We start from the raw sequence: 24073 nt of genomic DNA, 5'->3' as shown, positions 1-24073 counted from the left end.
AGCGGGCTTTCCTAAGGCTTTCGTTACCATGCCGATGCACCCGCCATGTCGGCGAGCGCAAGGGCCTCCGGATGTGGAAAGCGAGGAATTCGGCGGGTCAGTGGCGGCCGCGCGTCGCCGAGGTGGCAAACGCCGCCTGCGCATCGGGCGAGGCTTCGCGCTGGTGCTTTTCCCGCCATTCGTCATAGGGCATGCCGTAGACGATCTCGCGGGATTCGTCCTTGTCGATGGCGATTCCCCGCTCTTCGGCAGCCTCGCGGTACCAGTTCGACAGGCAGTTTCTGCAGAAGCCGGCGAGATTCATCAGATCGATGTTCTGGACGTCGGTGCGCTGGCGGAGGTGATCGCGCAGCCGGCGGAAGGCCGCAGCCTCGAGGGCAATGCGCTGTTCTTCTGATAGCTCGGTCATGGTGGTTTGCCTCTGGCGCTCTTGTTCGTCGCACCGATATCGATCCTCGATGCCTCCGCATCAAGGACGCAAAGGTTCGCGGCTTCGGGCGAACCAAACGAACGGCCTCCTGGCCGCAGCGCCCGCAGACCTTTGCGCTCGGCGGCAAAGCGGCCTAAGGAGGGCTGCGCCACACCGCAGTTCCACCCGCATCTCAGGGCCTCTCGTGTCGACCGAATCCGCTGACGAAGCCATGGCCGATTCGCCGGGCGGGACCTCCCGCGACGGTGCGCCTGCCGTCGCCAGCGCGCAGGCGGCCGTCCTGCCGGCCCCGGAAGAGGTCTCGGCAAGCCGTGTCGCGATGGGCGCCGGCGTCGCCCTCGGCCTGCTGGTCCTCGGCGCCGCCGCCATGGGGATCTCGCCGATCTTCGTCAGGAACGCCGAGGTCGGGCCTTTCGCCAGCGCCTTCTGGCGGGTCTTCGCGGCGCTGCCGCTGCTCGCCGTCTGGTCGCTGGCCGAGCGCCGGCCGCAGCGACGCGGCGGCTCTGCGCGCCCGCGTGTCGACCCGCGGGCGGTGGCCCTCGCCGGGCTGTTCTTTGCCGGCGATCTTGCCTTCTGGCACCTCGCCATCATGCACACGACGATCGCCAACGCGACCTTCTTCGCCTGCCTCGCGCCGCTGTGGGTGGCGCTTCTGTCCCGCGTCACGATCGGCGAGGCGGTGGCGAAGACGACCTTCCTCGGCCTGCTCGTCTGCGTGCCCGGCGCGGCGCTGCTGATCCTTCATTCCGGCAATGGCGAAGGCTCGCCGCTCGGCGATTTCTACGGTCTCGTCACCTCGCTGTTCTTCGGCCTTTACTTCCTCGCCGTGCGCCAGGCCCGGGCAGCGCTCGGCGCCGGAACGACGACGCTCGTCTCGACCGTCGTGACGGCGGCGATCCTCCTGCCGGTCGCGATCGTCTCGGGCGAGGGGCTGCTGCCGCATTCAGCCACCGGCGCCTTCAGCATCGCCGCACTCGGCCTCGTCAGCCATGCCGGCGGGCAGGGGCTTCTGTCGGTCGCGCTCGGTGTGCTATCGGCGTCCTTCTCGTCGCTGGTGATCTTCGTCGAGGCGGTGGCGGCGGCCCTGTTCGCCTGGATCTTCGCCGGCGAGACGCCGGCCCTCGCGCAGGTCGCCGGCGGGTGCCTGATCCTCTTCGGCATCTATCTCGCCAGCCCGCGTCGCCCGATCGCGGCGTCATCGAACGGTGACGGGCACCATGCGACACTTGGTGCCGGTCGTTGACACCGCCCGGTCCAGCGCAAACACTGCGGATTCGAAATCCGTTCGAGGCAGGAAAATCCAAGATGACATTAGCAGGCGTGTTCCGGGCGATGCCGAAGACCATTCGCCTGGCCATGATGGCCGCCGGCCTCTTCGCGCTCGGCGCGCCGCTGACCGCCGTCGCGGCCCGGGCCGACTTCCGGGTGTGCAACGGCACCCAGTCGCTGGTCGGCGTCGCCATCGGCTATCGCGCTGAGTCCGGCTGGACGACGGAGGGCTGGTGGCGCATACCGGCGACCACCTGCAAGTCGATCATCGAGGGGCCTCTCTCCTCGCGCTACTACTATGTCTATGCCGAGGACGCCGACGGCCGCAGCCGCTGGGCCGGCCAGATCAACCTCTGCATCGCCGAGAACGAGTTCAAGATCACCGGCCGCAAGGACTGCCTGAAGCGCGGCTATCAGCGCATGGGGTTCCGGGAATACGACACCGGTGAACAGGCGAGCTGGATGGTGCAGCTCACCGAAGCACCCAGAAGCGAATCGGGGAAAGAATGAGACGCAACCGAAGGGTCAAGATCCTCGCGACCTTGGGGCCTGCCTCCTCGTCCGAGGAGATGATCCGCAAGCTGCACGAGGCGGGGACCGACGTCTTCCGCATCAATATGAGCCACGCCGACCACGATCTGATGCGCTCGCTGGTGCAGCGGATCCGCAAGGTCGAGGCCGATCTCGGGCGGCCGATCGGCATCCTCGCCGATCTGCAGGGCCCGAAGCTGCGCGTCGGCAAGTTTTCCGACGGCAAGGTCGATCTCGAACTCGGCCAGACCTTCACCCTCGACGACAATCCGGCGCCGGGCGACAAGACCCGCGTGCAGCTGCCGCATCCCGAGATCTTGGAGGCGGTCGAGGTCGGCCACCGGCTGCTGATTGACGACGGCCGGCTGCAGCTCGAATGCACCGCCACCGACAAGCACCATATCGAGTGCAAGGTCGTCGCCGGCAGCCGGATCTCCGACCGCAAGGGCGTATCGCTGCCCGACACGACGCTGTCCACCGGGGCGCTGACCGACAAGGACCGCGCCGATCTCGACGCGGTGCTGGCGGAAAACGTCGACTGGGTGGCGCTGTCCTTCATCCAGCGGCCGGACGATCTCGCCGAGGCGCGCAAGATCGCCCGCGGCCGCGCCTTCCTCCTGTCGAAGATCGAAAAGCCCCAGGCGGTCGAGCGGCTCGACGAGATCATCGAGCTCTCCGACGCGATCATGGTGGCGCGCGGCGATCTCGGCGTCGAACTGCCGCTGGAGGCTGTGCCCGGCATCCAGAAGCGGATCACCCGCGCCGCCCGGCGTGCCGGCAAGCCGGTGGTCGTCGCGACGCAGATGCTCGAATCGATGATCTCCGCGCCGGTCCCGACGAGAGCCGAGGTTTCCGACGTCTCGATCGCCGTCTATGAGGGCGCCGACGCGATCATGCTGTCGGCGGAATCGGCCGCCGGCCAGTATCCGATCGAATCGGTCGCGATGATGGACAGGATCGCCCAGCGGGTCGAAAAGGATCCGCTCTATCCGGGCATCATCTTCGCCCAGCGGCCGGAGCCCGAGCCGACCGGCGCCGATGCCGTCTCGCTCGCGGCAAGGCAGATGGCCGAGACGCTCGGCGTCGCGGCGATCGTCACCTACACCGCCACCGGCACCACGGGCCTTCGCACCGCCCGCGAGCGCCCGCAGACGCCGATCATCGCGCTGTCGCCGGTGCTTGCAACTGCCAGGCGGCTGTCGCTGGTCTGGGGAATGCATTGCGTTGTCACCGAGGACGCGCAGGATCTCGACGACATGGTCGACAGGGCCTGCCGCATCGCGGTGGAGGAAGGCTATGCCAAGTCCGGCGAGCGGGTCATCGTCACCGCCGGCGTGCCGCTGAGGACGCCCGGCGCGACCAACATGCTGCGGATCGCCTATATCGGCTCCGACGGCCTGTCGGCGGTATAGTCACTCCGAAAGCAGTTTCGTCACGCCAAATATTATTGGCGCCGACCGGGGAAGCCAACGGAAGTGGAGTTTCCGCCGATTGTCTTTTAGCGAAACGAAAGCTTGGACATCTGACAAACGCCCCCGGTCAGCACCAAGAAGGACGGCTACATGTAGCCGTCCTTTCGCTTCAACGATAGGTTTGAGGCAATTTTGCGATCAAACAACCGTGTAGGGTAGCCAGCCGCTCTCTGAAGGGCGGTACGGTGTACAGATCTTGTATTCGTTGTAGATATTCGTCGGATTTTTTGCGGTCGGCAAAAAAATTGGCAAAAACACTGCTGCGATCGTCGCAATATTTGCAGCGATTCCGAGCGATCTAGTCATTTCTTCCTCCACTGTCGAAGTTAGCCTTCGGTTGGCTGCCACGGGCTAACGGTTTCCCTCGTACTCGTGAGGCTAAGTCTAGAGATATTTATGACCCTCAGAGTTCACAGCGGAAAATCAGGATATTCCGTTGGAGATTTTCGGAAAATCGCCGCATAATCGAACGGCAAAATCCTTCAAACCGCCAAGAGAAAACCGGATTCGGATTTCGGCGTTGCGTTTTCGGGAAATTGTGGGAAGATAAAGTCCGAATTCTTCCGGAACGGTATAAAAAAATCCGGAATGTCCGCGGAGGCATCTCATGTTGCAACGCTCGGCAGCTCTGGAAGCGCGGCAGCGGATCGGGCTGGCCTTGGACCAAGCTCGGCGATGCAAGCGTTGGTCTCAGTCGGAACTGGCGAAGAGGACGGGATATGATGAAAAAACAATCCGTAACGTCCTGTCTGGAGCGGGTGCACGAGATCGAACAATCGGTGATATCTGCCAAGCGCTCGATGTGAATCCGGCACATTTCGACGACATGCAGCCGCTCTCGGTTTGGAATGCGGCAGATTATGGCGGCTATTCTTATCTGAGCCATGGCAACTACGCTGGATATTACCTCCTTTATCGCTTTGCGTTTCAATCCGAAGACAAGATATTTCGTACTGTCGTAAAGATTCATTGGAGCGACGCCGAAAGCTGCCTTAGGTTTTCAGAGTACTTTGACAGCGAAAAGGCGCAGAATGAGAGCTATTCTGGACCTGTTTGCTTTAGCGCTTACACGAACTTGCTTCACTTTGTAACAATATATCAAGGGTCCGTGCGACTGATCACAGGTCTTAAAATGCGCGAGGCGGAACGAATTATACGTGGATCCATACTAACTCAAAGCGATAGTGTGACCTGTTTTCTTCCTACTCATTGCCCCGTTTTTCTTCAAAAGGTTGCGGAACACAGTGACGAGTTCGACTTCAAAGACAAGATCGGATTGTTGGACGTCTGTCACGATCAGTTCGCTTTCGCTCAGGACCAACTGCAGACAATCGCAACGCGGGTGATCAAGAATATATGCGTTTCCTAGAGCCGCGAATTTATGCACGAAGTTTCAACGCGGCGCGGTCAGGTGGACAGGAAAATGAAAGTCACACCTATGCTGGTCGCGGCAGCCCGAACGCATCTATCCCGAAGCAAGGCTACTGACACCGGCGTCGCGATGTAGGCCCGCGGGTTGAAATGAAACGGGCGGCCCAAGGGCCGCCCGCTGCATTTTCAGGTCCTTGCGGCCCGCATCACTCGGCCGAGGCGCTGTCGCCGTCGGCGGCGTCGCGGGCCTGCTTCAGCCAACCATCCCAGGTGTCCTGGTGGCCCTTGATCCAGGCGTCGGCGTGCCGCTCGATGTCGGCCTCGCTGTCCTCGCCCTTCTGGATCAGAAGGTTCTCGGCGCTGATGTCGTTGGCCGGCACCTTCATGATCGAGAACAGCTCGGCGGCCGCCGGGTTGGAGTCGGTGAACTCCTTGTTGGCGGCGATCTTCTGCTCGTTGACCTGGAAGCCGTAGTTCGAGCCGTCCGGCAGCGCGGTGTCGACGTCCTTGCGCGAGCCGGGCAGGGCGGAATGCGGCACGTTCAGCCAGACCGTGTCCTTGCCCGGGACGAGCACGCCCGAAACCCAGTAGGGGGTCCAGGTGTAGTAGAGGATCGGCTTGCCTTCCTTGTAGCGCGCGATGGTGTCGGCGATGATCGCCGAATAGGAACCCTGATTGTGGGTCACCGTGTCGCGCAGGTCGAAGGCGTCGAGCTGGTGCTCGATCACCTTCTCGCAGCCCCAGCCGGGGGTGCAGCCGGCGAGATCGGCCTTGCCGTCGCCATTGGTGTCGAACAGCTTGGCGATCTTCGGATCCTTCAGCTGGCCGAGATTGGTGATGCCGTTCGCCTCGGCCGTCTTCTTGTCGATGAGATAGCCCTGCAGCGCGTTGTCGGAAAAGACGCCCTTGCGGAAGATCTTGTCCTTGCCGCCGGCTTCCTGGAAGAAGTCCTCGTGAAGCGGATCCCAGCTGTCGGCCATGAATGTGCCGTCGCCATTGGCGAGCGCGACGTAGCCCGTCGCATATTCCAGCTCCTTGATGTCCTGAACGTCGTAGCCGAGCGCCTCGAGCGCCTTCATCACCAGTTCGGTCTGGAAGGTCTCGCCGGCGAGCGAGGATTTCAGCGGCACGACGGTGACGCCTTCGCCCGGCTTGTCGGCGCTCTGGGCGCTGGCGGCGCCGCTGGCGAGCATCGCGGCGAGGCCGGCGGAGGCGGCGAGCGCCTTGAGACGGGATTTGCGGATCGGCTTGGTCATCTACGATCTCCTTGTCTGTGATGCATGTGTCCGCGGCGCCGGAACGGTCGGCCACGGTCACCTTCGATGCGCGACCGGCTGTTGTGCCGGCCGCCGTGAAGTCTCAGGCCTGCCTGGCTGCGCCGGCGGTCTTGCTGCTGCTCGCGGCGCGGCCGGTGAGCCGCTTGACGAGGCCGATCGGCCCCGTGTCGTGCCAGGCGATATTGCCGCGCTCGCGGCGCGAGACGCCCAGCGACTGCGTCATCCGGTCGATGATGATCGCCAGGATGACGATTCCGATGCCGCCGACGGTGGCGAGGCCCATGTCGAGCCGGCCGATGCCGCGCAGCACCATCTGTCCGAGGCCGCCGACGGCGATCATCGAGGCGATCACCACCATCGACAGGCCCAGCATGAGGGTCTGGTTGAGCCCTGCCATGATCGTCGGCATGGCGATCGGCAGCTGCACCTTGTAGAGCAGCTGGCGGTCCGAAGCGCCGAAGGAACGGGCCGCCTCGATGAGGTCCTTCGGCACCTGGCGGATGCCGAGATTGGTCAAGCGGACCAGCGGCGGCAGGGCGAAGATGATCGTCACCACGACGCCTGGAACGTTGCCGATGCCGAACAGCATGACGATCGGCACCAGATAGACGAAGGCCGGCGTCGTCTGCATGGCGTCGAGGATCGGCCGCACGATGCCGGCTACGCGGTCGTTCCGGGCGACCCAGATGCCGAGCGGCAGGCCGATGACGGCACAGAAGAACACCGCCGTGATCACCAGCGAAAGCGTCACCATCGCCTGGCTCCAGGCGCCGATCAGCCCAATGAACGTCATCGCCACGATCGCGCCGACGGCAAGGCGCGGACCGGCGAGCTGCCAGGCGAGTAGGCCAATGATCGCCAGCATGAGCAGCGACGGCGTACCGAGCAGGATGGAGTTGACGCCGGACAGCACCGTGTCGATCGGCCAGCGGATCGCCTGGAACAGCGGCCGGAAGTTCGTGACCACCCAGTCGAGGAGATGCTCGACCCAGCTCTGGAGCGGGATCACCGCATGATCGAACGGATGCAGCGGATGGAAATGCTGCTCCGGCGCAGGCGCGACGTTGGAGAGCCAGTCCGGCGTCGCGGCGGCATCGGCGCCCCCGCCACCCGAAGCGCCTGCCGCGTCGCCGGTGCCGCCGCCCCAAGGGTTCGATGCTGCGGCCCCGGCATCCGGCGCGCCGCCACCGGCAGCACCCGCGGCATCGGTTCCGCTCGCGGCGGACCCGGCTGCATCGCCGCCGGCGGAGCTTCCGCCATCCGACGAGCCAGAGGCCCAGGGGTTGGAGTTCTGGGCGACAAGGGTCGCGTCCTGCGCGCCCGCCGTCTCGCCCGATGGATTGAGGGTGTCGGTCATGGAGAACTCAGTCATGGGCCGTCTCCGCGCGATCCAGCGCCTGCAAAAGCAGGCTGCGCGAGACGACGCCGAGATAGCGGCCATCGTCGTCGACCACCGGCAGGCCGCATGGCGCCTCGGCCACCGGCGTTATGATCTCGCCGACCTTGGTGTCTGCCTTCAGCGGCGTCACGCCGGAGAGGAAGGCGCTCTGCATGCTCGGGGCGCTCTCGTGCAGCGCCGCCTCGAGCGATGCCGCCGAGACGACGCCGTGGAATCGCTGCTTTGCGTCGATGACATAGGCAAAATCGCGATCGGCCTCGGCGATGCGCTTCAGTGCGCCGCGCAGATTGTCGTCGCGCTCGTAGATCGTGACCTGGCGCTTCGCCGCGATATCGCCGGCGGAAAGGACGTTGGTGACGTTCACGCCGCGGAAGAACGAGCGGACATAATCGTCGGCGGGATCGTTGAGGATCTCGTCGGGTGTGCCGACCTGGACGACGCGACCGCCTTCCATGATGGCGATCCGGTCGCCGATCCGCATGGCCTCGTCGAGATCGTGGGAAATGAACACGATCGTCCGGCGCTGTTCGGCCTGAAGGGCGAGGAGTTCGTCCTGCATCTCGGTGCGGATCAGCGGGTCGAGGGCGCTGAAGGCTTCGTCCATCAGGAGGATCGACGGATCGTTGGCGAGTGCTCTGGCAAGCCCGACGCGCTGCTGCATGCCGCCGGAGAGCTCGTTCGGATAGGCGCCGCCGTAAGGTGCGAGGCCGACCTGATCGAGCGCCTCGCCGGCGCGCTTCTCGCGGGTGGGAACATCGACCCCGGAAAGCTCGAGGCCGAAGGCGGCGTTCTGCAGGACGGTCAGATGCGGCAGCAGCGCGAAGGACTGGAACACCATCGACACATGCTTGCGGCGGAACTCGATCAGCTCCTTGTCGGACATCTTCGCGATGTCCTTGTCCTTGACGAGGATCTCCCCGGAAGAGGGAGTGATCAGCCGGTTGAGCATCCGCACGAGCGTCGACTTGCCGGAGCCCGATAGGCCCATGACGACAAAGATTTCACCCTCGCGAACTGTAAAGCTGGCGTCCGATACGCCAAGCATCATCCCGGTTTCCGAGAATATCTCGTCCTTGTTCTTGCCGGAACGATAGAGTTCGATCGCTTCCTGCGGTCGCTCTCCAAACACTTTGAAGAGATTTCTTACGGTGAGCGCGTCTGTTTCACTCAAATCGAGGGCCTCGAATTCGATGACGCGCGGCGACGAAGGTCTCTGCTATCTGGGAAGATCATGCGGGGTAGCTAGCCAATTATGGCTGTTCTGTCGAGTCTCGCCAGGTTGCGGGATCGCCCTGTCGGTGACCATTTGTCCGTCGCGATTGGGCTATCCTGCCCGGATCAAACGGAAAATCCGGCGCGAAGGAAGCCGTGCCGAGGACGGGCGATCACCCATGACGAGGCCGGCCGGCACGCGAGCGGCCCTGAAGGAAAAGCGACGAAAGCCACGGCATCGGCCCGAAAATCGGAATCGATTGTCGGAGAGCACGATGCGGTGATTCAGTGAGTTGGAGGGTCCCTGATGCGTCCTGCTGGCGCCCGATGCTCCAGAGGCTCGCCGGCAGCGGTTCAGATCGCCGGGCCGGTCAGGTCGTCGGCGAGGCGCGCTGCGGCATCCTGGGCGGATTTCAGCGCCGGATAGACCGCCAGCACCTTCATGTAGGTGTCGAAGGCCTTCTGCTTCTCGTCGAGACGCTCGAGGATCATCCCGAGACCCATCAGGGCGCCCCAGTGGCGCGGCTCGCGGGCGAGGGTCTGCTCGATATCGGCCAGCGAGCGGCCCCAGCGGTCCATGGTGAAGTTCAGCGTTGCCCGGCGGTTCCAGGCCTCGGCATAGCCGGGGTCGAGGACCAGCGTCTGGTCGAGCACGTCGAGCGCCGCGGCATTGTTCTTGTCGGCCATCGCCTTGGCGGCGCGCTGCATCAGGAGATCGACGGTGGCGCTGCCGGAGCGGCGCCATTCGCGCTCGATCCGCGCGGCGATCCGGGTGGCCTTGCTGCCGTCCGCCTGCTTGCGAAGCTCGGAGAACAGCCGCTCGATCTTTTCCTCGCGAGTTTCGTCCGGCTTGTCGGCGACGGCGGGATTTTTCGGATCGGCGGGGGCTGCCTCGTCCGGCGTGTCGTCCTCGGCAAGGGGATCGCTCCCGAAGGCGTCCGGCGCCGTATCGGGCGCTTCGTCCGGCGGCGGCACGATCATCGGGGAATTGTCGTCCCGCCCCCCAGGCTCGGCCCCGGGCGCCTCCTCGTCGGCGGGTGGCCCGTCGGGCAAGGTCAGATTCGGCGTCTCCTGCGCCGCCGAAATCGCCGGCAGCGCAAAGGCGAGGGGAATCACCGAGGCGAGAAGCATCGTCAACCGCATCGGCGAAGACTCCTTCATCGCCGGGCTACTGTCAATTTGACGAATGCGTGAAACGCGAAAACCCGCCCGCAGCGGACTGCGGGCGGGTCGATGCATTGCAAGCAAGGCGCGTCCGGGCGTCGCCCGGCGCGGCGCGTCAGCCCTGGCGGGCCTTGAAGCGCGGCGCTTCCTTGTTGATGATGTAGATGCGTCCCTTGCGGCGAACCATGCGGTTGGCGCGGTGGCGGGACTTCAGAGCCTTCAGGGAATTCTTGATCTTCATGACTTCACCGGATCGATCGTCGCGACGATCGGGATCCTTCCGCTCCGCCGCACAATGAAAGGCGCACCATTTCGGGTGCGCCGGGACTGATGCCAGCCAGATAGCCAGAAGACGGATCGATGTCAATCTGCCGTCCGGCACAAAGCGGTCATCAACTGCCCGCTTAAAGCCGCTCAGGCGCCGCTCGAAAGCGGCGTCACGCGGGTGACGTGACCCATCTTGCGGCCGCGGCGCACCTCGCTCTTGCCGTAGAGATGGACGACGCTCCGCGGTGCGGCGACGAGGTCGTCGAAGCGCTCGACATCATCGCCGATGAGGTTATCCATCACGCAGTCGAAATGCCGCTCGGGGCTTGCCAGCGGCAGGCCGGCGATCGCCCGGACGTGATTCTCGAATTGCGAAGCGAGGCAGGCCGCCTCCGTCCAATGGCCGGAATTGTGCACCCGCGGCGCGATCTCGTTGACGAAGAGCGCGCCGTCCTTGCCGACGAAGAACTCGATGCCGATGACGCCGACATAGTCGAGGTGGGACAGGATCCGGCCGGCGATCTCCCGGGCCGCCCTGGCGAGTTCGCCGGTCACCCGACCGGGCACGGTCGAGGATTTCAGGATGCCGAGCGTGTGGACGTTCTCGGCCGGATCATAGGCGACGATCGCACCATCGCGACCCCTGGCTGCGATCACCGAGATCTCGAAGGCGAAGGGCACCATCTTTTCGAGTATCGCCGGGGCCTTGCCGATGCTTTCGAAAGCGTCGGTGAAGGTGGATTTGGCGTTGATGCGCGCCTGCCCCTTGCCGTCATAGCCGAAACGGCGGGTCTTCAGGATGCAGTCGCCGCCGAGATCGAGAAGCGCGTGGCCGAGCTCGTCCGGCGCGTCGATCGCCCGCCACTCGGCGGTGGCGATCCCGATGCCGTTGAGAAACGCCTTCTCGACCACCCGGTCCTGGGAGACTTCGAGTGCTTCGGCAGGCGGCGACAGCACCGTGTCGCCGAGCGCCTTGCGCAAGGGTTCGACGGCGACGTTCTCGAACTCGTAGCTGACGACGTCCGAGACCGATGCGAGCTGGGCGAGCAGGGCGCCGTCGCCATAGGGGCCGACGATCATGGTGCTGGCGACCTGGGCGGCCGGGCAGCCGGGATCGGGGTCGAGGACGGCGATCCTGTAGCCGAAGCGCGCCGCGGCAAGCGCCAGCATGCGGCCGAGCTGACCGCCGCCGACGATGCCGACGGTGGCACCGGGCCGGAGCGGGAAGCCGCTCACGATTCGTCCCTCGGGCTGGTCTCGACCGCCGCCGTCTGGGCATCGCGCCAGGCGTCGAGGCGCTCTGCGAGAGCCTCGTCCGACAGCGCGAGGACCGCCGCCGCCAGCAGCGCCGCGTTGACGGCACCGGCACGGCCGATGGCAAGAGTTCCGACCGGCACGCCGGCAGGCATCTGGACGATCGACAAAAGGCTGTCCTTGCCGGACAGAGCGCGGCTCTCGACCGGCACGCCGAACACCGGCAGCGGCGTCATCGCCGCCGTCATGCCCGGCAGATGCGCGGCACCGCCGGCACCGGCGATGATCACCTTGAACCCCTTGGCGCGCGCACCTTTGGCGAAGTCGTAGAGTCGCTCCGGCGTCCGGTGGGCCGAGACGATGCGGGCGTCATAGCCGACGCCGAGACGATCCAGCGTATCGGCGGCGTTCTTCATCACCGGCCAGTCGGACTGGCTGCCCATGATGATGGCGACGGGAGATTTCGGCATGCTCACGCGATGATGTCCGGTATGATCTGATCCTCGAGGTCCTGCAGCTTGTCCTTGATGGCGAGCTTCTTCTTCTTCATGCGCTGGACGCGCAGGCGGTCGCAGCCCATCGCCTCCATTGCCTCGACCGCCGCGTCGAAATCCGCGTGGTCCTGGCGAAGCCTCGCCACTTCCAGCCTGAGCGCCGCCTGCTCCTGTTCCCCCATCTGTACCCTTTCGAGACACTTCGCCGCGGGACCGTCAGCCGGCCACATCGAAGCTCTTGCCACACCTTCAAAATTTGTAAACCGCCCGGTCAGTTGACCCGCCGGAACCTTGTTTCGCCGTTCGACAGTACCAAGGTTTTATGACACGCTCGCCGGGTTTCAGTCACGGCTCAAGTCTGGCGTGCCGGACCCAACTCTCGAAGGGAGATGCCCATGTCCTTGAACACCCACATCACGACGCTGGAGCAGCGCCATTCTGCCCTCGATCAAGAGATTACGGCAGCCTTTGCCTCAAAGCCAGCCATGAGCGATGCGGAGATCAGGGAGATGAAGTTGAAGAAGCTGCGGCTCAAGGAAGAAATCGAGCGACTGCGGCGCGCCGAGCACTAAGTCGAATATCTAAAGCCGGGCGTGGCGCAAGCCACGTCCGGACCTGTCAGGGTCCCGCCATGGGCCCTTTTTTTGTGCGCGCTCTTGCCGTTTTTTGCATTTGCTCGGCGTCAGACCCACTCGATGCGCGACCTGGCCGCATGCAGCAGCCGGTCGTGGGGGATGCCGATGCGGGCCGCCTCCTGGCCGTCGAGGCCGGTATAGAGCGCGAGAAAGCTGCGGGCGATGCCGCCATGGGCGACGATCACCGTCGGCCGGTCGATCGCCTGAAACAAAGGCCGAACCCGCTCGGCGAGCATGGCGTAGGATTCGGCGCCGTCGCCCGGCGGCACAAATCCCCATTTGTCGGCCTTGCGTCGGCGAATGCCCTCGGCGTCGAACGTCGCGATCTCGGTCATGGTCGAGCCGCCCCAGCCGCCGAAGTCGAGCTCCATCAGCCGCGCGTCCGTCTCGAAGCCGTCCGGATCGAGGCCGAGCTCATAGCGGATGATCCGCATCGTGTGGGAGGCCCTGCCGAGCGGGCTCGCGACAAAGCGGAATTCGCTGGCGCGAGTCTTCAGGACGTTGAGGAGATAGCGCCCGTTGCGCCGCGCCTGCGCCTCGCCGAGCCGGTTGAGCGGCACCTCCACCTGGCCCTGCAGCCGGCCCTCGGCATTCCAGTCGGTCTGGCCGTGCCGGCTGATATAGAGTTCCGGCATGTGCCGCAGGGCGTCGTGTTTCATCGAGGGGTGGTGTCCACGCTGAATGGGCCGCGCCCGACCTCGGGCCAGCGCGGCGGCGGCTGTTCGATGCTTGCGATGCGGGCGCCGGACCGGTCGATCCGGCAGCTTCTGCGGAATCAGGCGTCCTTGACCACCGAGATGTCCGGGGCATCGACCGCCTTCATGCCGACCGTATGGTAGCCGCAGTCGACGTGATGCACTTCGCCGGTGACGCCGCGGGACATGTCGGAGAGGAGGTAGAGCGCCGACTGGCCGACCTCGTCGATGGTCACCGAGCGCTTCAGCGGGGCATTGTACTCGTTCCACTTCAGAATATAGCGGAAGTCGCCGATCCCGGAGGCGGCAAGCGTCTTGATCGGCCCGGCCGAGATGGCGTTGACCCGGATCGCCTGCTTGCCGAGGTCGACCGCGAGATAGCGCACGGAAGCCTCGAGCGCCGCCTTGGCGACGCCCATGACGTTGTAGTGCGGCATCACCTTCTCGGCGCCGTAATAGGTCAGCGTCAGGATCGAACCGCCCTCGTTCATCAGCTTTTCGGCCCGGGCGGTGATCGAGGTCAGCGAATAGACCGAGACGTCCATGGTCTTGCGGAAGTTCTCGCGGCTGGTCTCGACGTAGCGGCCGGTCAGTTCGTCCTTGTCGGAAAAGGCGATGGCGTGGACGACGAAGTCGATCCTGCCCCACTTCGCCTCGAGTTCGGCAAAGACGGCGTCGATCGTGGTCTCGTCGGTGACGTCGCAATGGCCGGCGACGAAGGCGCCGAGTTCCTCGGCGAGCGGCGCGACGCGCTTCTTCAGGGCGTCGCCCTGATAGGTCAGTGCCAGCTCCGCGCCGGCGTCGGCGAGAGCCTTGGCGATGCCCCAGGCGATCGATCGGTTGTTGGCGACCCCCATGACGAGACCGCGCTTGCCCTCCATCAGACCGTATGATGCAGCCATGGCGCGTGTCCCTCGATGGATTTCTGATAAATCTTTGTGCGGCGGGGGTATGGCACAGAGGGCAGGGTGCATCAAGCAGGTGCAGCACCGGCGTGGCACGCCAGTGTTGCGCCGGTGACGGTCAGCTTGCGGCGGGCTCGTTCGAGCGTTCGCGCATCAGTTCCTCGAGTTCGCGGTCGCCCTTCGGCAGGACGATCTCGGCCTTGACGTAGAGATCGCCGCGGCCGCCTTCCTTGGTGGTCAGGCCCTTGCCCTTGAAGCGGAAGGTCTTGCCGGAATTCGTCCAGGCCGGAACGTTGAGCGCCACCCGGCCGTCCAGCGTATCGACCTCCACCCGGCCGCCGAGGACGGCGGTGCGCAGCGGCACGTCGACGCCGCATCGAAGGTCGCGGCCGTCCACCCTGAAGCGGGCATGCGGGGAGAATCGGATGGTGATCAGCGCGTCGCCAGGCTCGCTGCCGGCTGCCGGCGCCGGCTGGCCCTGGCCGCGCAGCCGGATGGTCTGGCCGTCCTCGACGCCGAGCGGCAGGCGGATCGCCAGCTTCTTGCCGGAGGCGAAGGCCACCTCGACTTTTTCATTCGAGACGATGTCCTCGAGGTCGATGCTGAGATTGGCGGCGATGTCGGCGCCCTTCGAGGCGGCGCGTCGCGCGCCGGAAAAGCCGCCGCTCGCCGTCGTGCGCTTGGCACCCGCAGCACCGGCGCCGCCGAAGGCGCCTTCGAAGAGGCTGGAAAAGATGCTGTCGGCGTCGAAGTCTTCGGCCCGGGTGGACGAGCGGTATTCGAACCCGCCAGGCCTTGCCCGCTGGCCGGCAAACGGGCCGGCGCCGCCGAACGGATCGCCACCCGCAAAACCCTGGAACTTCGGCTTGCCCTCGGCGTCGATCTCGCCGCGGTCGAACTGCGCCCGCTTGTCCTTGTCGCCAAGGATCTCATAGGCCTGGTTCGCCTCGTTGAAGCGAGCGGCGGCGGTCGGATCGTTGGAATGGGCGTCCGGATGGTATTTCTTCGCCAGCTTGCGAAAGGCGGACTTGATCTCCTTTTCGCTCGCCGACTTCGCGACGCCGAGCACGGCGTAGGGATCGCGCATAGGCTGTCTGTTCCTTCACTTGGGCAGATCGGGGGAGGCGGTGCGTCCCCGCACCGTCGGAATCGTCTCCTATATGATCGCTGGTGCCGGCAAATTGAAGATCGCCGCGGCAGACAGTTGTCGTTCCGGATGTTTTTCCGTGCTGCCGACAGGCAGGATCAGCGCTTGGCGAATTCGAGCAGCGCCCATTCGCCGGCTCCGACGCTGCAGGCGCGGCCCTGATAGAGCGCGATGCCGTCGAAGCGCTGGCGGAGCGTCTCGAAGGAGCGGCAGATATTGTCGCCGTCGCGTTCCTGGCTGAGCGCCACGATGACGCCGGACGATCCGGTTTCGGGGTTCGACCAGGCATAGCGGCCGCCGCCCTTCTCGAGATCGGCAGAGGAGACGGCGTTGCGAACGATTCGCCGGTCGGAGGCGACATCGGAATCGGCTGGAAGATCGGCGGGCTTCGGCTGCGGCTCGACCGAGCCGGTGACGGTCGGATCGAGCAGCGTCTCCTCGACGCTCGGGCCGGCGACGACGCAGCCGCCGAGACTTGCCGTCAGAGCAACGAGCCAGACCGTCTTGTATCGCAGCATGGATCTCATATTTCGTTCAGCTCGGCGAAGCGAAGCCGGCCAGTCAATTCCGAGGCAGTAACACAGATGACCGAAGAACCCTTAAGACTCGATGAAACCGTCGTCGGGCCGGATCCCGTAGCGTTCTTCGACCGGTGGCTGCAGGAGGCGGGTGAGAGCGAGCCCAATGATCCGAACGCTCTCGCGCTCGCCACGGTGGACGAGGCCGGGCTGCCCGATGTGCGCATGGTGCTCCTCAAAGGCTTCGACGAGCGAGGCTTTGCCTTCTACACCAACTTCGACAGCGCCAAGGGGCAGCAGCTTCTCGCCACCCGCAAGGCGGCGATGTGCTTCCACTGGAAGAGCCGGCGCCGGCAGGTTCGCCTGCGCGGGCCGGTCGAGATCGTCGGTGAGGCCGAGGCCGACGCCTATTTCGCCAGCCGCCCGCGCGGCAGCCGCATCGGTGCCTGGGCGTCGCAGCAGTCGCGGCCGCTCGCCGATCGCGACCATCTCGTCGCCGAGGTCGAACGATTCGGCGAGACCTTCGGGGAAAAGGAGATCCCGCGGCCGCCATACTGGTCCGGCTTCCGGCTGCGGCCGCTGTCGATCGAGTTCTGGCAGGACGGCGCCTTCCGGCTGCACGACCGAATCGCCTTCACCCGGGCCGCGCTCGACCAGCCCTGGGACGTCGCCCGGCTGTTTCCCTGATCTGAACGTCCTTAGAGCATCCTTGGCGTAAGGGCAGGAAAGTCTTGCGACGAGCCGCGACTCTTCGTTGCCAGCCTCGCATGGTTTCGTGTATGCCAGAGACGGGATTTGAGTGGAGGGTGGCCATGGCCGGGGAAATCAACGTCGACATGTCGACAGCTGCTGAGATGGATTATCCGCAGCACGAAAGGACTTACGCGCTTTTCATCGGCCTGTTCAAATGGGGCACGGTCATTGTCGTGGCGCTGCTCCTCGGCATGATGGTCGGGCTGATCATGGGCAGCGGCGTCATCGCCTCGGTCCTCACCTTCATCGTCGCACTCGCTATCGGCTTCTTCGCCCTGCGCTGACCCTTGCCCGGCCCGATCCCGAACACGGGACGTCGCCGGTCGGCATGTGAGTTGGCAGGGGAGGAGCCGCGGCATGAAAATTTTCGTTCCGAAAGAGACGGCCGACGGCGAAACGCGCGTCGCAGCCTCGCCGGATACCGTCAAGAAACTGATCGGCCGGGGTGCCGCGATCGTCGTCGAGGCCGGCGCCGGCGCCAGGTCGCGCGTCACCGACGAAGCCTTCGAGGCGGCGGGTGCGACGATCGGCAGCGCGTCCGATGCGGGTACGGCGGATGTCGTCCTGAAGGTGCGCCGTCCGGCGGCTGACGAACTCTCTGCCTACAAGTCCGGCGCCGTGGTCATCGCGATCATGGACCCCTACGGCGAGGACGCGGCGCTGAAGGCGATGGCCGATGCCGGCATTCTCGCCTTCGCCATGGAGCTGATGCCCCGCATCACCCGTGCGCAGGTGATGGACGTCCTCTCCTCCCAGGCGAACCTTGCAGGTTATCGGGCGGTGATCGATGCCGCGCATGAATTCGACCGGGCCTTCCCGATGATGATGACCGCCGCGGGCACGGTTCCCGCCGCCCGCATCTTCGTCATGGGCGCCGGCGTCGCCGGCCTGCAGGCGATCGCCACCGCCCGTCGCCTCGGCGCGGTGGTGACTGCGACGGACGTCCGTCCTGCCGCCAAGGAGCAGGTCGAATCCCTCGGCGCGAAGTTCATCGCCGTCGAGGACGATGAGTTCAAGGCGGCCGAGACCGCCGGCGGCTATGCCAAGGAGATGTCGAAGGAGTATCAGGCCAAGCAGGCCGAACTCGTCGCCTCCCACATCGCCAAGCAGGACATCGTCATCACCACGGCGCTGATCCCCGGACGCCCGGCACCCAAGCTCGTCTCGGCGGAAATGGTCGCCGCGATGCGGCCCGGCTCGCTGCTGGTCGATCTCGCGGTCGAGCGCGGCGGCAATGTCGAGGGTGCGGTGGCCGGCCAGATCGCCGAGGTCGGCCCGGCGCGGATCATCGGCTATGCCAACGTTCCCGGCCGCGTCTCGGCGAGCGCTTCGCTGCTCTATGCTAAGAACCTCTCGGCCTTTCTCGAGACCATGCTCGACAAGGAAAGCAGCGCGCTGAAGATCGACTTCGACGACGAACTGGTCAAGGCGACGCTTCTGACCCGCGACGGCAAGGTGGTGCATCCGAATTTTGCAAAGGCCGCTGCCGCGCCGGGCGATAATGCCGCCGCCGCAACGGAGACGGCGACCGGAAAGACGCCGGCGGCCGGGGGAGGGAACTGATGGCTAGCGATACGGCGAGGGATACGCTGCAGCGCCTGAACGAGGCGGGGGCGGCGATCCGCGATGCCCGCACCGGCGTCGAGCGGATGATCGGCGAGGGTGTCGGCGATGCGACTGCGGCCGCGGGCCATGCCGCCACCGGCGTCGACCCGTTCGTCTTCCATTTCGCGATCTTCATCCTGGCGATCTTCGTTGGATACTATGTCGTCTGGTCGGTCACCCCGGCGCTGCACACGCCGCTGATGTCGGTGACCAACGCGATCTCCTCGGTGATCGTCGTCGGCGCGCTGCTCGCTGTCGGCCTGTCAGCCTCTGGGCTTGCCACCGGCTTCGGCTTCGTCGCGCTGATCCTCGCCTCGGTGAATATCTTCGGCGGCTTCCTCGTCACCCAGCGCATGCTGGGGATGTACAAGAAGAAGTCGAAGTGAGGCGGATGAGACATGTCTGAAAGCACCGCCGCGTTCCTTTATCTCGTCTCTGGCGTCCTGTTCATCCTGGCGCTGAGGGGCCTGTCGCATCCGACGACCAGCCGTCAGGGCAACATGATGGGCATGGTCGGCATGGCAATCGCCATCCTGACCACGCTGTTCCTCGCCGGCCCGTCCTTCGGCGGCTTCGCGCTGATCGTCGTCGGCATCGCCATCGGCGGCACCGCCGGTGCGATCATCGCTCGGCGCATCGCCATGACGGCGATGCCGCAGCTCGTCGCCGCCTTCCATTCGCTGGTCGGCCTTGCCGCCGTCATGGTCGCGGCCGCCGCTCTCTATGCGCCCGAATCCATGGGCATCGGCGCCATCGGGGCGATCCACGGCCAGGCGCTGGTCGAAATGTCGATCGGCGTTGCCATCGGTGCGATCACCTTCACCGGTTCGGTCATCGCCTTCCTGAAACTCGACGGGCGGATGAGCGGCAAGCCGATCATGCTGCCGCAGCGCCACGCCATCAACATCGCCCTCGGCGTCCTCTTGGTGGTCCTGGTGGTGTGGTTCGCCGCCACCGAGAGCCACGCGCTGTTCTGGCTGGTGGTGCTCGTCTCGCTGGCCCTTGGCGTGCTCCTGATCATCCCGATCGGCGGCGCCGACATGCCGGTCGTCGTGTCGATGCTGAACTCCTATTCCGGCTGGGCTGCCGCCGGCATCGGCTTCACACTGCAGAATCTGGCGCTGATCATCACCGGCGCGCTGGTCGGCTCGTCCGGCGCGATCCTCTCCTACATCATGTGCAAGGGCATGAACCGCTCCTTCATCTCGGTGATCCTCGGCGGCTTCGGCGGCGAGAGCGGTCCGGCGGGCGGCGAGGACATGGGCGACCGGACGATCAAGCAGGGATCTGCCGAGGACGCCGCCTATCTGATGGCGAACGCCTCCAAGGTCATCATCGTCCCCGGCTACGGCATGGCCGTCGCCCAGGCGCAGCATGCCCTGCGCGAGATGGCCGACAAGCTGAAAGAGGAGGGCGTCGAGGTGAAATACGCCATCCATCCGGTGGCGGGTCGCATGCCGGGACACATGAACGTGCTCCTTGCCGAAGCGAACGTTCCCTATGACGACGTGTTCGAGCTCGAGGACATCAATTCGGAGTTCTCGCAGTCCGACGTCGCCTTCGTCATCGGCGCCAACGACGTCACCAATCCGGCGGCGCGTGACGACAAGACCTCGCCGATCTACGGCATGCCAATCCTCAATGTCGACCAGGCGCAGACCTGCCTGTTCGTCAAGCGCTCCCTCGGCTCGGGCTATGCCGGCATCGACAACACCTTGTTCTACAAGGACAACACGATGATGCTGCTCGCCGACGCCAAGAAGATGGTCGAGGACATCGTCAAGGCGCTCGATCGCTAGGCTGCGGCGGGCTCGCTGGCAGCGAGGCTACCCAACCGGTTCGTGGGGCTGGGGATCAGCCTCGACGACGAACCGGGTCTCGTCCAGGTCCTGCCCCGCCGCAGCCCTGCCCCCAAAGGCCGGCGCAGATACGCCCGGGACTCCGGTGCGTCAGACGGCCAATGGGCGAAGCGGCGACGGGCCGAGAGATCGGTCAATCCTCACCTTCTGTCCGACTTCCCAGTCCCAGTCTCGCACCGGGAGTGAAGGGCAGGACCGTTCGTCGACAGATAGAGCGAGGGCAGAAACGGATCGTCCGCCACCATCGACCGTCACCCCGGCTCAGTCGCGATCTGGGCCAAGCCTGCGGGTCGTTTCGGCTGCGACACGGTTGCCGTGGCAATGACCGAGGACACCGGCGCATCCACTTTCACAGGAGCGTCATCCCGGCCTCGGGTTGGGCCTCACGCCAAATCGGAGACCCGTAGCGATCATCTAGGGCTCAGCCGCGCGACTGGGCTGACGGCGGGTTGCAACGCCTCGGTGGCTGATGTCGCCGTCTTACGGCAATGCCTGCGGCACTCGTGAAGTTCGTCCCGTGAGACGATTGGCCAGACCAACTCACATCACGGTGACGCCCTGAAAGGCTGCGATCCATCCGCAGCCTTCCGCCCCCAAAAACCCTTCGGGCCCGGCCTATTGGCCGAGCCCGAAGATTCTCAGAAAAAACTGCGGCGTGCCCACCAGCCGGTGCGACGCGGCTTGGCTTCCTCGGAATTCGCCTCGTCGCCGCTCGACGACGTCACCACGGGCTCGCGCGGTTCGGCTGCGGGCTCCGGCGCGTCGTCGTTGGCGGCCGGCTGGTCGGCCGTCGCCGACGGAGCGGCAGCCCCGTCGCTCGAGGCTTCGACAGTCTCCGCCTCGCCAGCGCCCGTTTCCGCATCGACGACGGCTTCCGCCGGCTCTGCAGGCGCAGCGACTTCCGTGGTCTCGGCGGTGGTCACCTCGGGGGCCGCCTCGACGGTCTCGACGGGCGGCTCGGCTACGATCTCTTCGGACGTCGCCGGCTCGGCGGAAACCAGGGTTTCCGTCACAGCTATCTCGGTCACCGGCGTTTCCGTCACCTCGACCGTCGGCGCCGCCTCGGTCGAATCGCCTCCGGCGGCAATTTCCGGCCCGTCCGCCGCTTCGACCGGCGTTCCACCGGCATCGGCTGCGGCGATTGCCTCGTCGCCAGTGCCGGTATCGTCGCCATTCTGGTCCCGATGGCGGCGCCCGCCGCGACGTCCGCGCCGACGCCGGCGCGAACCGCGATCGCCGTCGTCCGAGGCCGTCTCGTCGTCGCTGTCGTCCGAGTCGCTGTCGTCGGTATCGTCGCTCGCGTCGTCGTTCGCCTCGGAATCGGCGTCGGACCTGGCGTTCTGGCCATCGTCGCCGCCGCCGCGCCGCCGCCTGCGGCGCCGGCGCCGGCGCTTGCCGTCGCCCTCGTCCTTCTGCTCGTCGCCGGACTTTGCCTCGATCTCCTCGACGGCCTCTTCCTCGACGGTCTCAACCTCGTCCTCGGCAATGACCGATTCCGGATTGACCGCGATCTGGCGCACGACCGGCTGCTCGGCGGGTGCGCCGTGCTCGATCGTCACCGCCTGGTGGCCGGCGCTCTCGTCGGCCTCGATGATGATCTTCAGCCCGTAATGCTGCTCGAGTTCGTCGATGCGCTTGCGCTTCTCGTTGAGGACATAGAGCGCCGTCGCCGTCGGAACCTTGACGATGAGGTCGTGGCTCGCCTGCTTCTGCAGGTGTTCCTCGATGCTTCTGAGGACGTGCAGAGCCAGAGAGGAGGCCGAGCGGATATGACCGTTGCCGCCGCAGACCGGGCAGGGCTGCATGGTCGATTCGAGCACGCTGGCGCGGATGCGCTGCCGGCTCATTTCGAGAAGCCCGAAATGCGAGATCCGGCCGACTTGGATGCGGGCCCGGTCGCTCTTCAGGCAGTCCTTGATCTTCTTCTCGACGGCGCGGTTGTTGCGCTTTTCCTCCATGTCGATGAAGTCGATGACGATGAGGCCCGCCAGATCGCGCAGGCGCAACTGCCGCGCGACCTCCTCGGCTGCCTCCAGATTGGTCTGGTAGGCGGTGTCCTCGATCGAATGCTCCCGCGTCGAGCGGCCGGAATTGACGTCGATGGCGACCAGCGCCTCGGTCTGGTTGATGATGATGTAGCCGCCGGACTTCAGCGTCACATGCGGCTGCAGCATCTTGTCGAGCTGCGCCTCGATGCCCTGGCGCGCGAAGATCGGCGTCGGGTCGCGATAGGGCTGGACGACCTTGGCCTGGCTCGGCATCAGCATCCGCATGAAGTCTTTCGCTTCGCGGTAGCCTCCCTCGCCGGCGACGAGGATCTGGTCGATGTCCTTGTTGTAGAGGTCGCGGATCGATCGCTTGATCAGGCTGCCTTCCTCGTAGACGAGGGCAGGGGCGATCGAGGAGAGGGTGACGGTGCGCACCGTCTCCCACAGCCGCATCAGATATTCGTAGTCGCGCTTGACCTCCGCCTTGGTGCGGTTGGCGCCGGCGGTTCTCAGGATGATGCCCATGCCGCGCGGCACGTCGAGGTCGCGCACGACCTCCTTCAGGCGCTTGCGATCGGTGGCGTTGGTGATCTTGCGGGAAATGCCGCCGCCGCGGGCGGTGTTCGGCATCAGAACCGAATAGCGCCCGGCGAGCGAAAGATAGGTGGTCAGCGCCGCGCCCTTGTTGCCGCGCTCTTCCTTGACGACCTGGACGAGCAGGATCTGGCGGCGCTTGATGACCTCCTGGATCTTGTACTGCTTGCGCGGCCTGGCCTGGCGGACCGGCACTTCCTCCATCGCGTCCTCGGAGCCGAGGTCGTCGATCTCCTCGGGCTCGTCGCCATCGTCGTCGGAGGAATCGCCGTCGGAATCCCGGCCGCGCCCGCGGCTGCGCCGGCTGCGGCGCGGCTTGCGGCCACGGCTTTCGCCCTCGTCGGAATCGGCGGTTTCGCCGTTCTCCTCGTCGTCGGAGTCGCCCGTTTCGACGGCCTCGCCGAGGTCACCGACAGGCTCGCCGGACTCCTCGGAGCCGGGGGCGCGCGCCTCGATCGTCGCGTCATCGTCGTTCGTCTCGCCCGGCGTCCCTTCGCCGGCTTCGGTGACCGGCTCGGACACGCTGTCGGCATCGGTGCGGGCGGCAGGCTTGCTGCGCGAGCGACCACGCCCGCGGCTCGGCTTCGCCTTCGGCTCGTCGGCCTCGTCCTCCTCGTCGCTGCGCGCCAGTTCCTCGGCGATCAGCGCTTCGCGATCGGCCTTGGGAATCTGGTAGTAGTCCGGATGGATCTCGGAAAAGGCGAGGAAGCCGTGGCGGTTGCCGCCATATTCGACGAAGGCGGCCTGCAGCGAGGGTTCGACCCGCGTGACCTTGGCGAGATAGATGTTGCCCTTGAGCTGTTTCTTGTGTTCCGATTCGAAATCGAACTCTTCGATCCGGCTACCGCGGACGACGACGACGCGCGTCTCTTCCGGGTGGGACGCGTCGATCAACATTTTGTTTGCCATCAGATGACTCCCCGGCGCTCGCGCAAGGGACACGCATCCGGCAGTTGATCGCCTGGCGGTCTTTTGAAGGGCGCGAGCCCGATTGGATCGTGCTCTGGACCCGCGACTCGATGATCCCGCGCTGATGACCGGCCGCGACGAGGCGGACACTGGGCAATGATGAGCGATGAGACCTGGATGACTGCGGCAAATACACGACCTTGTAACAATCGATGACCGCTCCAGGGCGGCCGATGAAACGTTTCGGATGCGCCCCCTGCGGGACACGCAAGCCGAACGATGAAGCGTGTCGATCGCAGTGCGACTGCGGCATCGACCGAAAACC

The 24073-nt window shown here is 65.5% G+C and carries 24 protein-coding genes; 10 read left to right on the top strand and 14 right to left on the bottom strand.

Annotated features, from left to right (window positions below; translation table 11 throughout):
• Nucleotides 1–97: 97 nt before the first annotated feature.
• A complete protein-coding gene (locus E3C22_RS04090) occupies nt 98–409 on the bottom strand; it encodes a DUF1244 domain-containing protein (RefSeq protein ID WP_134760456.1) in 312 nt (103 codons plus the stop codon).
• A 232-nt stretch (nt 410–641) separates the two neighbouring features.
• On the opposite strand from E3C22_RS04090, the gene E3C22_RS04085 reads away from it, so the two are divergent.
• The 4 genes from E3C22_RS04085 (at nt 642) to E3C22_RS04070 (ending at nt 5071) form a co-directional block, all read left to right on the top strand.
• Nucleotides 642–1673 (top strand): DMT family transporter, encoded by a 1032-nt coding sequence (locus tag E3C22_RS04085; RefSeq protein WP_134760454.1) that lies wholly within the window; start codon nt 642–644, stop codon nt 1671–1673.
• Between the two features lie 89 nt (nt 1674–1762).
• The gene (locus E3C22_RS04080; RefSeq protein WP_425364956.1) at nt 1763–2209 is read left to right on the top strand and encodes a DUF1036 domain-containing protein; all 447 of its coding nucleotides are present in this window, start codon (nt 1763–1765) and stop codon (nt 2207–2209) included.
• A complete protein-coding gene (gene pyk / locus E3C22_RS04075) occupies nt 2206–3642 on the top strand; it encodes a pyruvate kinase (protein WP_134760450.1) in 1437 nt (478 codons plus the stop codon). Before E3C22_RS04080 ends, pyk begins: the two co-directional genes overlap by 4 nt.
• 667 nt (nt 3643–4309) lie before the next feature.
• Nucleotides 4310–5071, top strand: a complete 762-nt coding sequence (locus E3C22_RS04070) for a helix-turn-helix domain-containing protein (protein ID WP_134760448.1) — start codon at nt 4310–4312, stop codon at nt 5069–5071.
• A gap of 208 nt (nt 5072–5279) precedes the next feature.
• Here E3C22_RS04070 and proX read toward each other — a convergent pair whose 3' ends face one another.
• The 8 genes from proX to E3C22_RS04030 all read right to left on the bottom strand — a co-directional run bounded on the left by proX (nt 5280) and on the right by E3C22_RS04030 (nt 12322).
• Nucleotides 5280–6329 carry a glycine betaine/L-proline ABC transporter substrate-binding protein ProX gene (gene proX, locus E3C22_RS04065; RefSeq protein WP_134760445.1) on the bottom strand — a complete coding sequence of 350 codons (1050 nt, stop codon included), beginning with the start codon at nt 6327–6329 and terminating at the stop codon, nt 5280–5282.
• A 103-nt stretch (nt 6330–6432) separates the two neighbouring features.
• The gene (gene proW, locus E3C22_RS04060; protein ID WP_245514753.1) at nt 6433–7722 is read right to left on the bottom strand and encodes a glycine betaine/L-proline ABC transporter permease ProW; all 1290 of its coding nucleotides are present in this window, start codon (nt 7720–7722) and stop codon (nt 6433–6435) included.
• Nucleotides 7715–8920: a glycine betaine/L-proline ABC transporter ATP-binding protein ProV gene (proV, locus tag E3C22_RS04055; protein ID WP_134760443.1), complete on the bottom strand. Its 1206-nt coding sequence runs from the start codon at nt 8918–8920 to the stop codon at nt 7715–7717. Before proV ends, proW begins: the two co-directional genes overlap by 8 nt.
• A 395-nt stretch (nt 8921–9315) precedes the next feature.
• Nucleotides 9316–10104 (bottom strand): tetratricopeptide repeat protein, encoded by a 789-nt coding sequence (locus E3C22_RS04050; protein ID WP_134760441.1) that lies wholly within the window; start codon nt 10102–10104, stop codon nt 9316–9318.
• Nucleotides 10105–10240: 136 nt separating this feature from the next.
• Nucleotides 10241–10366, bottom strand: a complete 126-nt coding sequence (ykgO, locus tag E3C22_RS04045; RefSeq protein ID WP_084411784.1) for a type B 50S ribosomal protein L36 — start codon at nt 10364–10366, stop codon at nt 10241–10243.
• Between the two features lie 173 nt (nt 10367–10539).
• Nucleotides 10540–11628, bottom strand: a complete 1089-nt coding sequence (locus E3C22_RS04040; RefSeq protein ID WP_280987453.1) for a 5-(carboxyamino)imidazole ribonucleotide synthase — start codon at nt 11626–11628, stop codon at nt 10540–10542.
• A complete protein-coding gene (purE, locus tag E3C22_RS04035; RefSeq protein WP_134760938.1) occupies nt 11625–12116 on the bottom strand; it encodes a 5-(carboxyamino)imidazole ribonucleotide mutase in 492 nt (163 codons plus the stop codon). Before purE ends, E3C22_RS04040 begins: the two co-directional genes overlap by 4 nt.
• A gap of 2 nt (nt 12117–12118) precedes the next feature.
• Nucleotides 12119–12322 carry a YdcH family protein gene (locus tag E3C22_RS04030; RefSeq protein ID WP_134760437.1) on the bottom strand — a complete coding sequence of 68 codons (204 nt, stop codon included), beginning with the start codon at nt 12320–12322 and terminating at the stop codon, nt 12119–12121.
• 213 nt (nt 12323–12535) lie between these two features.
• Here E3C22_RS04030 and E3C22_RS04025 point away from each other — a divergent pair, with 213 nt between their 5' ends.
• Entirely contained in the window at nt 12536–12712 is a 177-nt protein-coding gene (locus tag E3C22_RS04025; protein WP_134760435.1) for a YdcH family protein, read from the top strand.
• A gap of 110 nt (nt 12713–12822) precedes the next feature.
• On the opposite strand, the gene E3C22_RS04020 is transcribed toward E3C22_RS04025, so the two are convergent.
• From E3C22_RS04020 to E3C22_RS04005, 4 genes are all read right to left on the bottom strand, one after another.
• Complete coding sequence (locus tag E3C22_RS04020) at nt 12823–13434, bottom strand: histidine phosphatase family protein (RefSeq protein WP_245514751.1); 612 nt, start codon at nt 13432–13434, stop codon at nt 12823–12825.
• A 116-nt stretch (nt 13435–13550) separates the two neighbouring features.
• The gene (gene fabI, locus E3C22_RS04015) at nt 13551–14372 is read right to left on the bottom strand and encodes an enoyl-ACP reductase FabI (RefSeq protein ID WP_134760433.1); all 822 of its coding nucleotides are present in this window, start codon (nt 14370–14372) and stop codon (nt 13551–13553) included.
• A gap of 121 nt (nt 14373–14493) precedes the next feature.
• Complete coding sequence (locus E3C22_RS04010) at nt 14494–15462, bottom strand: DnaJ C-terminal domain-containing protein (protein WP_134760431.1); 969 nt, start codon at nt 15460–15462, stop codon at nt 14494–14496.
• Nucleotides 15463–15620: 158 nt separating this feature from the next.
• Nucleotides 15621–16040 (bottom strand): RT0821/Lpp0805 family surface protein, encoded by a 420-nt coding sequence (locus E3C22_RS04005; RefSeq protein ID WP_167591623.1) that lies wholly within the window; start codon nt 16038–16040, stop codon nt 15621–15623.
• Between the two features lie 66 nt (nt 16041–16106).
• Here E3C22_RS04005 and pdxH point away from each other — a divergent pair, with 66 nt between their 5' ends.
• From pdxH to E3C22_RS03980, 5 genes are all read left to right on the top strand, one after another.
• Entirely contained in the window at nt 16107–16727 is a 621-nt protein-coding gene (gene pdxH / locus E3C22_RS04000) for a pyridoxamine 5'-phosphate oxidase (protein ID WP_134760427.1), read from the top strand.
• Nucleotides 16728–16876: 149 nt separating this feature from the next.
• The gene (locus E3C22_RS03995; RefSeq protein ID WP_245514750.1) at nt 16877–17077 is read left to right on the top strand and encodes an aa3-type cytochrome c oxidase subunit IV; all 201 of its coding nucleotides are present in this window, start codon (nt 16877–16879) and stop codon (nt 17075–17077) included.
• A 73-nt stretch (nt 17078–17150) separates the two neighbouring features.
• The gene (locus E3C22_RS03990) at nt 17151–18356 is read left to right on the top strand and encodes a Re/Si-specific NAD(P)(+) transhydrogenase subunit alpha (RefSeq protein ID WP_134760423.1); all 1206 of its coding nucleotides are present in this window, start codon (nt 17151–17153) and stop codon (nt 18354–18356) included.
• Nucleotides 18356–18784, top strand: a complete 429-nt coding sequence (locus E3C22_RS03985; protein ID WP_134760421.1) for a proton-translocating transhydrogenase family protein — start codon at nt 18356–18358, stop codon at nt 18782–18784. The genes E3C22_RS03990 and E3C22_RS03985 overlap by 1 nt, the downstream gene beginning before the upstream one ends.
• A 12-nt stretch (nt 18785–18796) precedes the next feature.
• Nucleotides 18797–20197, top strand: coding sequence for an NAD(P)(+) transhydrogenase (Re/Si-specific) subunit beta (locus E3C22_RS03980; protein ID WP_134760419.1), 1401 nt, complete (start codon nt 18797–18799; stop codon nt 20195–20197).
• Nucleotides 20198–20895: 698 nt separating this feature from the next.
• Here the strand turns inward: E3C22_RS03980 and E3C22_RS03975 are convergent.
• A complete protein-coding gene (locus E3C22_RS03975) occupies nt 20896–23748 on the bottom strand; it encodes an Rne/Rng family ribonuclease (RefSeq protein WP_134760417.1) in 2853 nt (950 codons plus the stop codon).
• Nucleotides 23749–24073: the final 325 nt, after the last annotated feature.

It is taken from the genome of Jiella endophytica, assembly GCF_004519335.1.
Lineage (GTDB): Bacteria > Pseudomonadota > Alphaproteobacteria > Rhizobiales > Rhizobiaceae > Jiella > Jiella endophytica.
This window is presented reverse-complemented; position numbering and strand designations above follow the sequence as displayed.

Excerpts from the sequence above, each read along its gene's own strand:
- E3C22_RS04080 (WP_425364956.1), top strand. The coding sequence starts at position 1,763 with ATGCCGAAGACCATTCGCCTGGCCATGATGGCCGCCGGCCTCTTCGCG.
- pyk (WP_134760450.1), top strand. The coding sequence starts at position 2,206 with ATGAGACGCAACCGAAGGGTCAAGATCCTCGCGACCTTGGGGCCTGCC.
- E3C22_RS04025 (WP_134760435.1), top strand. The coding sequence starts at position 12,536 with ATGTCCTTGAACACCCACATCACGACGCTGGAGCAGCGCCATTCTGCC.
- pdxH (WP_134760427.1), top strand. The coding sequence starts at position 16,107 with ATGACCGAAGAACCCTTAAGACTCGATGAAACCGTCGTCGGGCCGGAT.
- E3C22_RS04050 (WP_134760441.1), bottom strand. The coding sequence starts at position 10,104 with ATGCGGTTGACGATGCTTCTCGCCTCGGTGATTCCCCTCGCCTTTGCG.
- E3C22_RS04030 (WP_134760437.1), bottom strand. The coding sequence starts at position 12,322 with ATGGGGGAACAGGAGCAGGCGGCGCTCAGGCTGGAAGTGGCGAGGCTT.
- purE (WP_134760938.1), bottom strand. The coding sequence starts at position 12,116 with ATGCCGAAATCTCCCGTCGCCATCATCATGGGCAGCCAGTCCGACTGG.
- E3C22_RS04005 (WP_167591623.1), bottom strand. The coding sequence starts at position 16,040 with ATGCTGCGATACAAGACGGTCTGGCTCGTTGCTCTGACGGCAAGTCTC.
- E3C22_RS04090 (WP_134760456.1), bottom strand. The coding sequence starts at position 409 with ATGACCGAGCTATCAGAAGAACAGCGCATTGCCCTCGAGGCTGCGGCC.
- E3C22_RS04085 (WP_134760454.1), top strand. The coding sequence starts at position 642 with ATGGCCGATTCGCCGGGCGGGACCTCCCGCGACGGTGCGCCTGCCGTC.
- ykgO (WP_084411784.1), bottom strand. The coding sequence starts at position 10,366 with ATGAAGATCAAGAATTCCCTGAAGGCTCTGAAGTCCCGCCACCGCGCC.
- E3C22_RS03995 (WP_245514750.1), top strand. The coding sequence starts at position 16,877 with ATGTCGACAGCTGCTGAGATGGATTATCCGCAGCACGAAAGGACTTAC.
- fabI (WP_134760433.1), bottom strand. The coding sequence starts at position 14,372 with ATGGCTGCATCATACGGTCTGATGGAGGGCAAGCGCGGTCTCGTCATG.
- E3C22_RS04020 (WP_245514751.1), bottom strand. The coding sequence starts at position 13,434 with ATGAAACACGACGCCCTGCGGCACATGCCGGAACTCTATATCAGCCGG.
- E3C22_RS03985 (WP_134760421.1), top strand. The coding sequence starts at position 18,356 with ATGGCTAGCGATACGGCGAGGGATACGCTGCAGCGCCTGAACGAGGCG.
- E3C22_RS03980 (WP_134760419.1), top strand. The coding sequence starts at position 18,797 with ATGTCTGAAAGCACCGCCGCGTTCCTTTATCTCGTCTCTGGCGTCCTG.
- E3C22_RS03990 (WP_134760423.1), top strand. The coding sequence starts at position 17,151 with ATGAAAATTTTCGTTCCGAAAGAGACGGCCGACGGCGAAACGCGCGTC.
- E3C22_RS04070 (WP_134760448.1), top strand. The coding sequence starts at position 4,310 with ATGTTGCAACGCTCGGCAGCTCTGGAAGCGCGGCAGCGGATCGGGCTG.
- proX (WP_134760445.1), bottom strand. The coding sequence starts at position 6,329 with ATGACCAAGCCGATCCGCAAATCCCGTCTCAAGGCGCTCGCCGCCTCC.
- proW (WP_245514753.1), bottom strand. The coding sequence starts at position 7,722 with ATGACTGAGTTCTCCATGACCGACACCCTCAATCCATCGGGCGAGACG.
- E3C22_RS04010 (WP_134760431.1), bottom strand. The coding sequence starts at position 15,462 with ATGCGCGATCCCTACGCCGTGCTCGGCGTCGCGAAGTCGGCGAGCGAA.
- E3C22_RS03975 (WP_134760417.1), bottom strand. The coding sequence starts at position 23,748 with ATGGCAAACAAAATGTTGATCGACGCGTCCCACCCGGAAGAGACGCGC.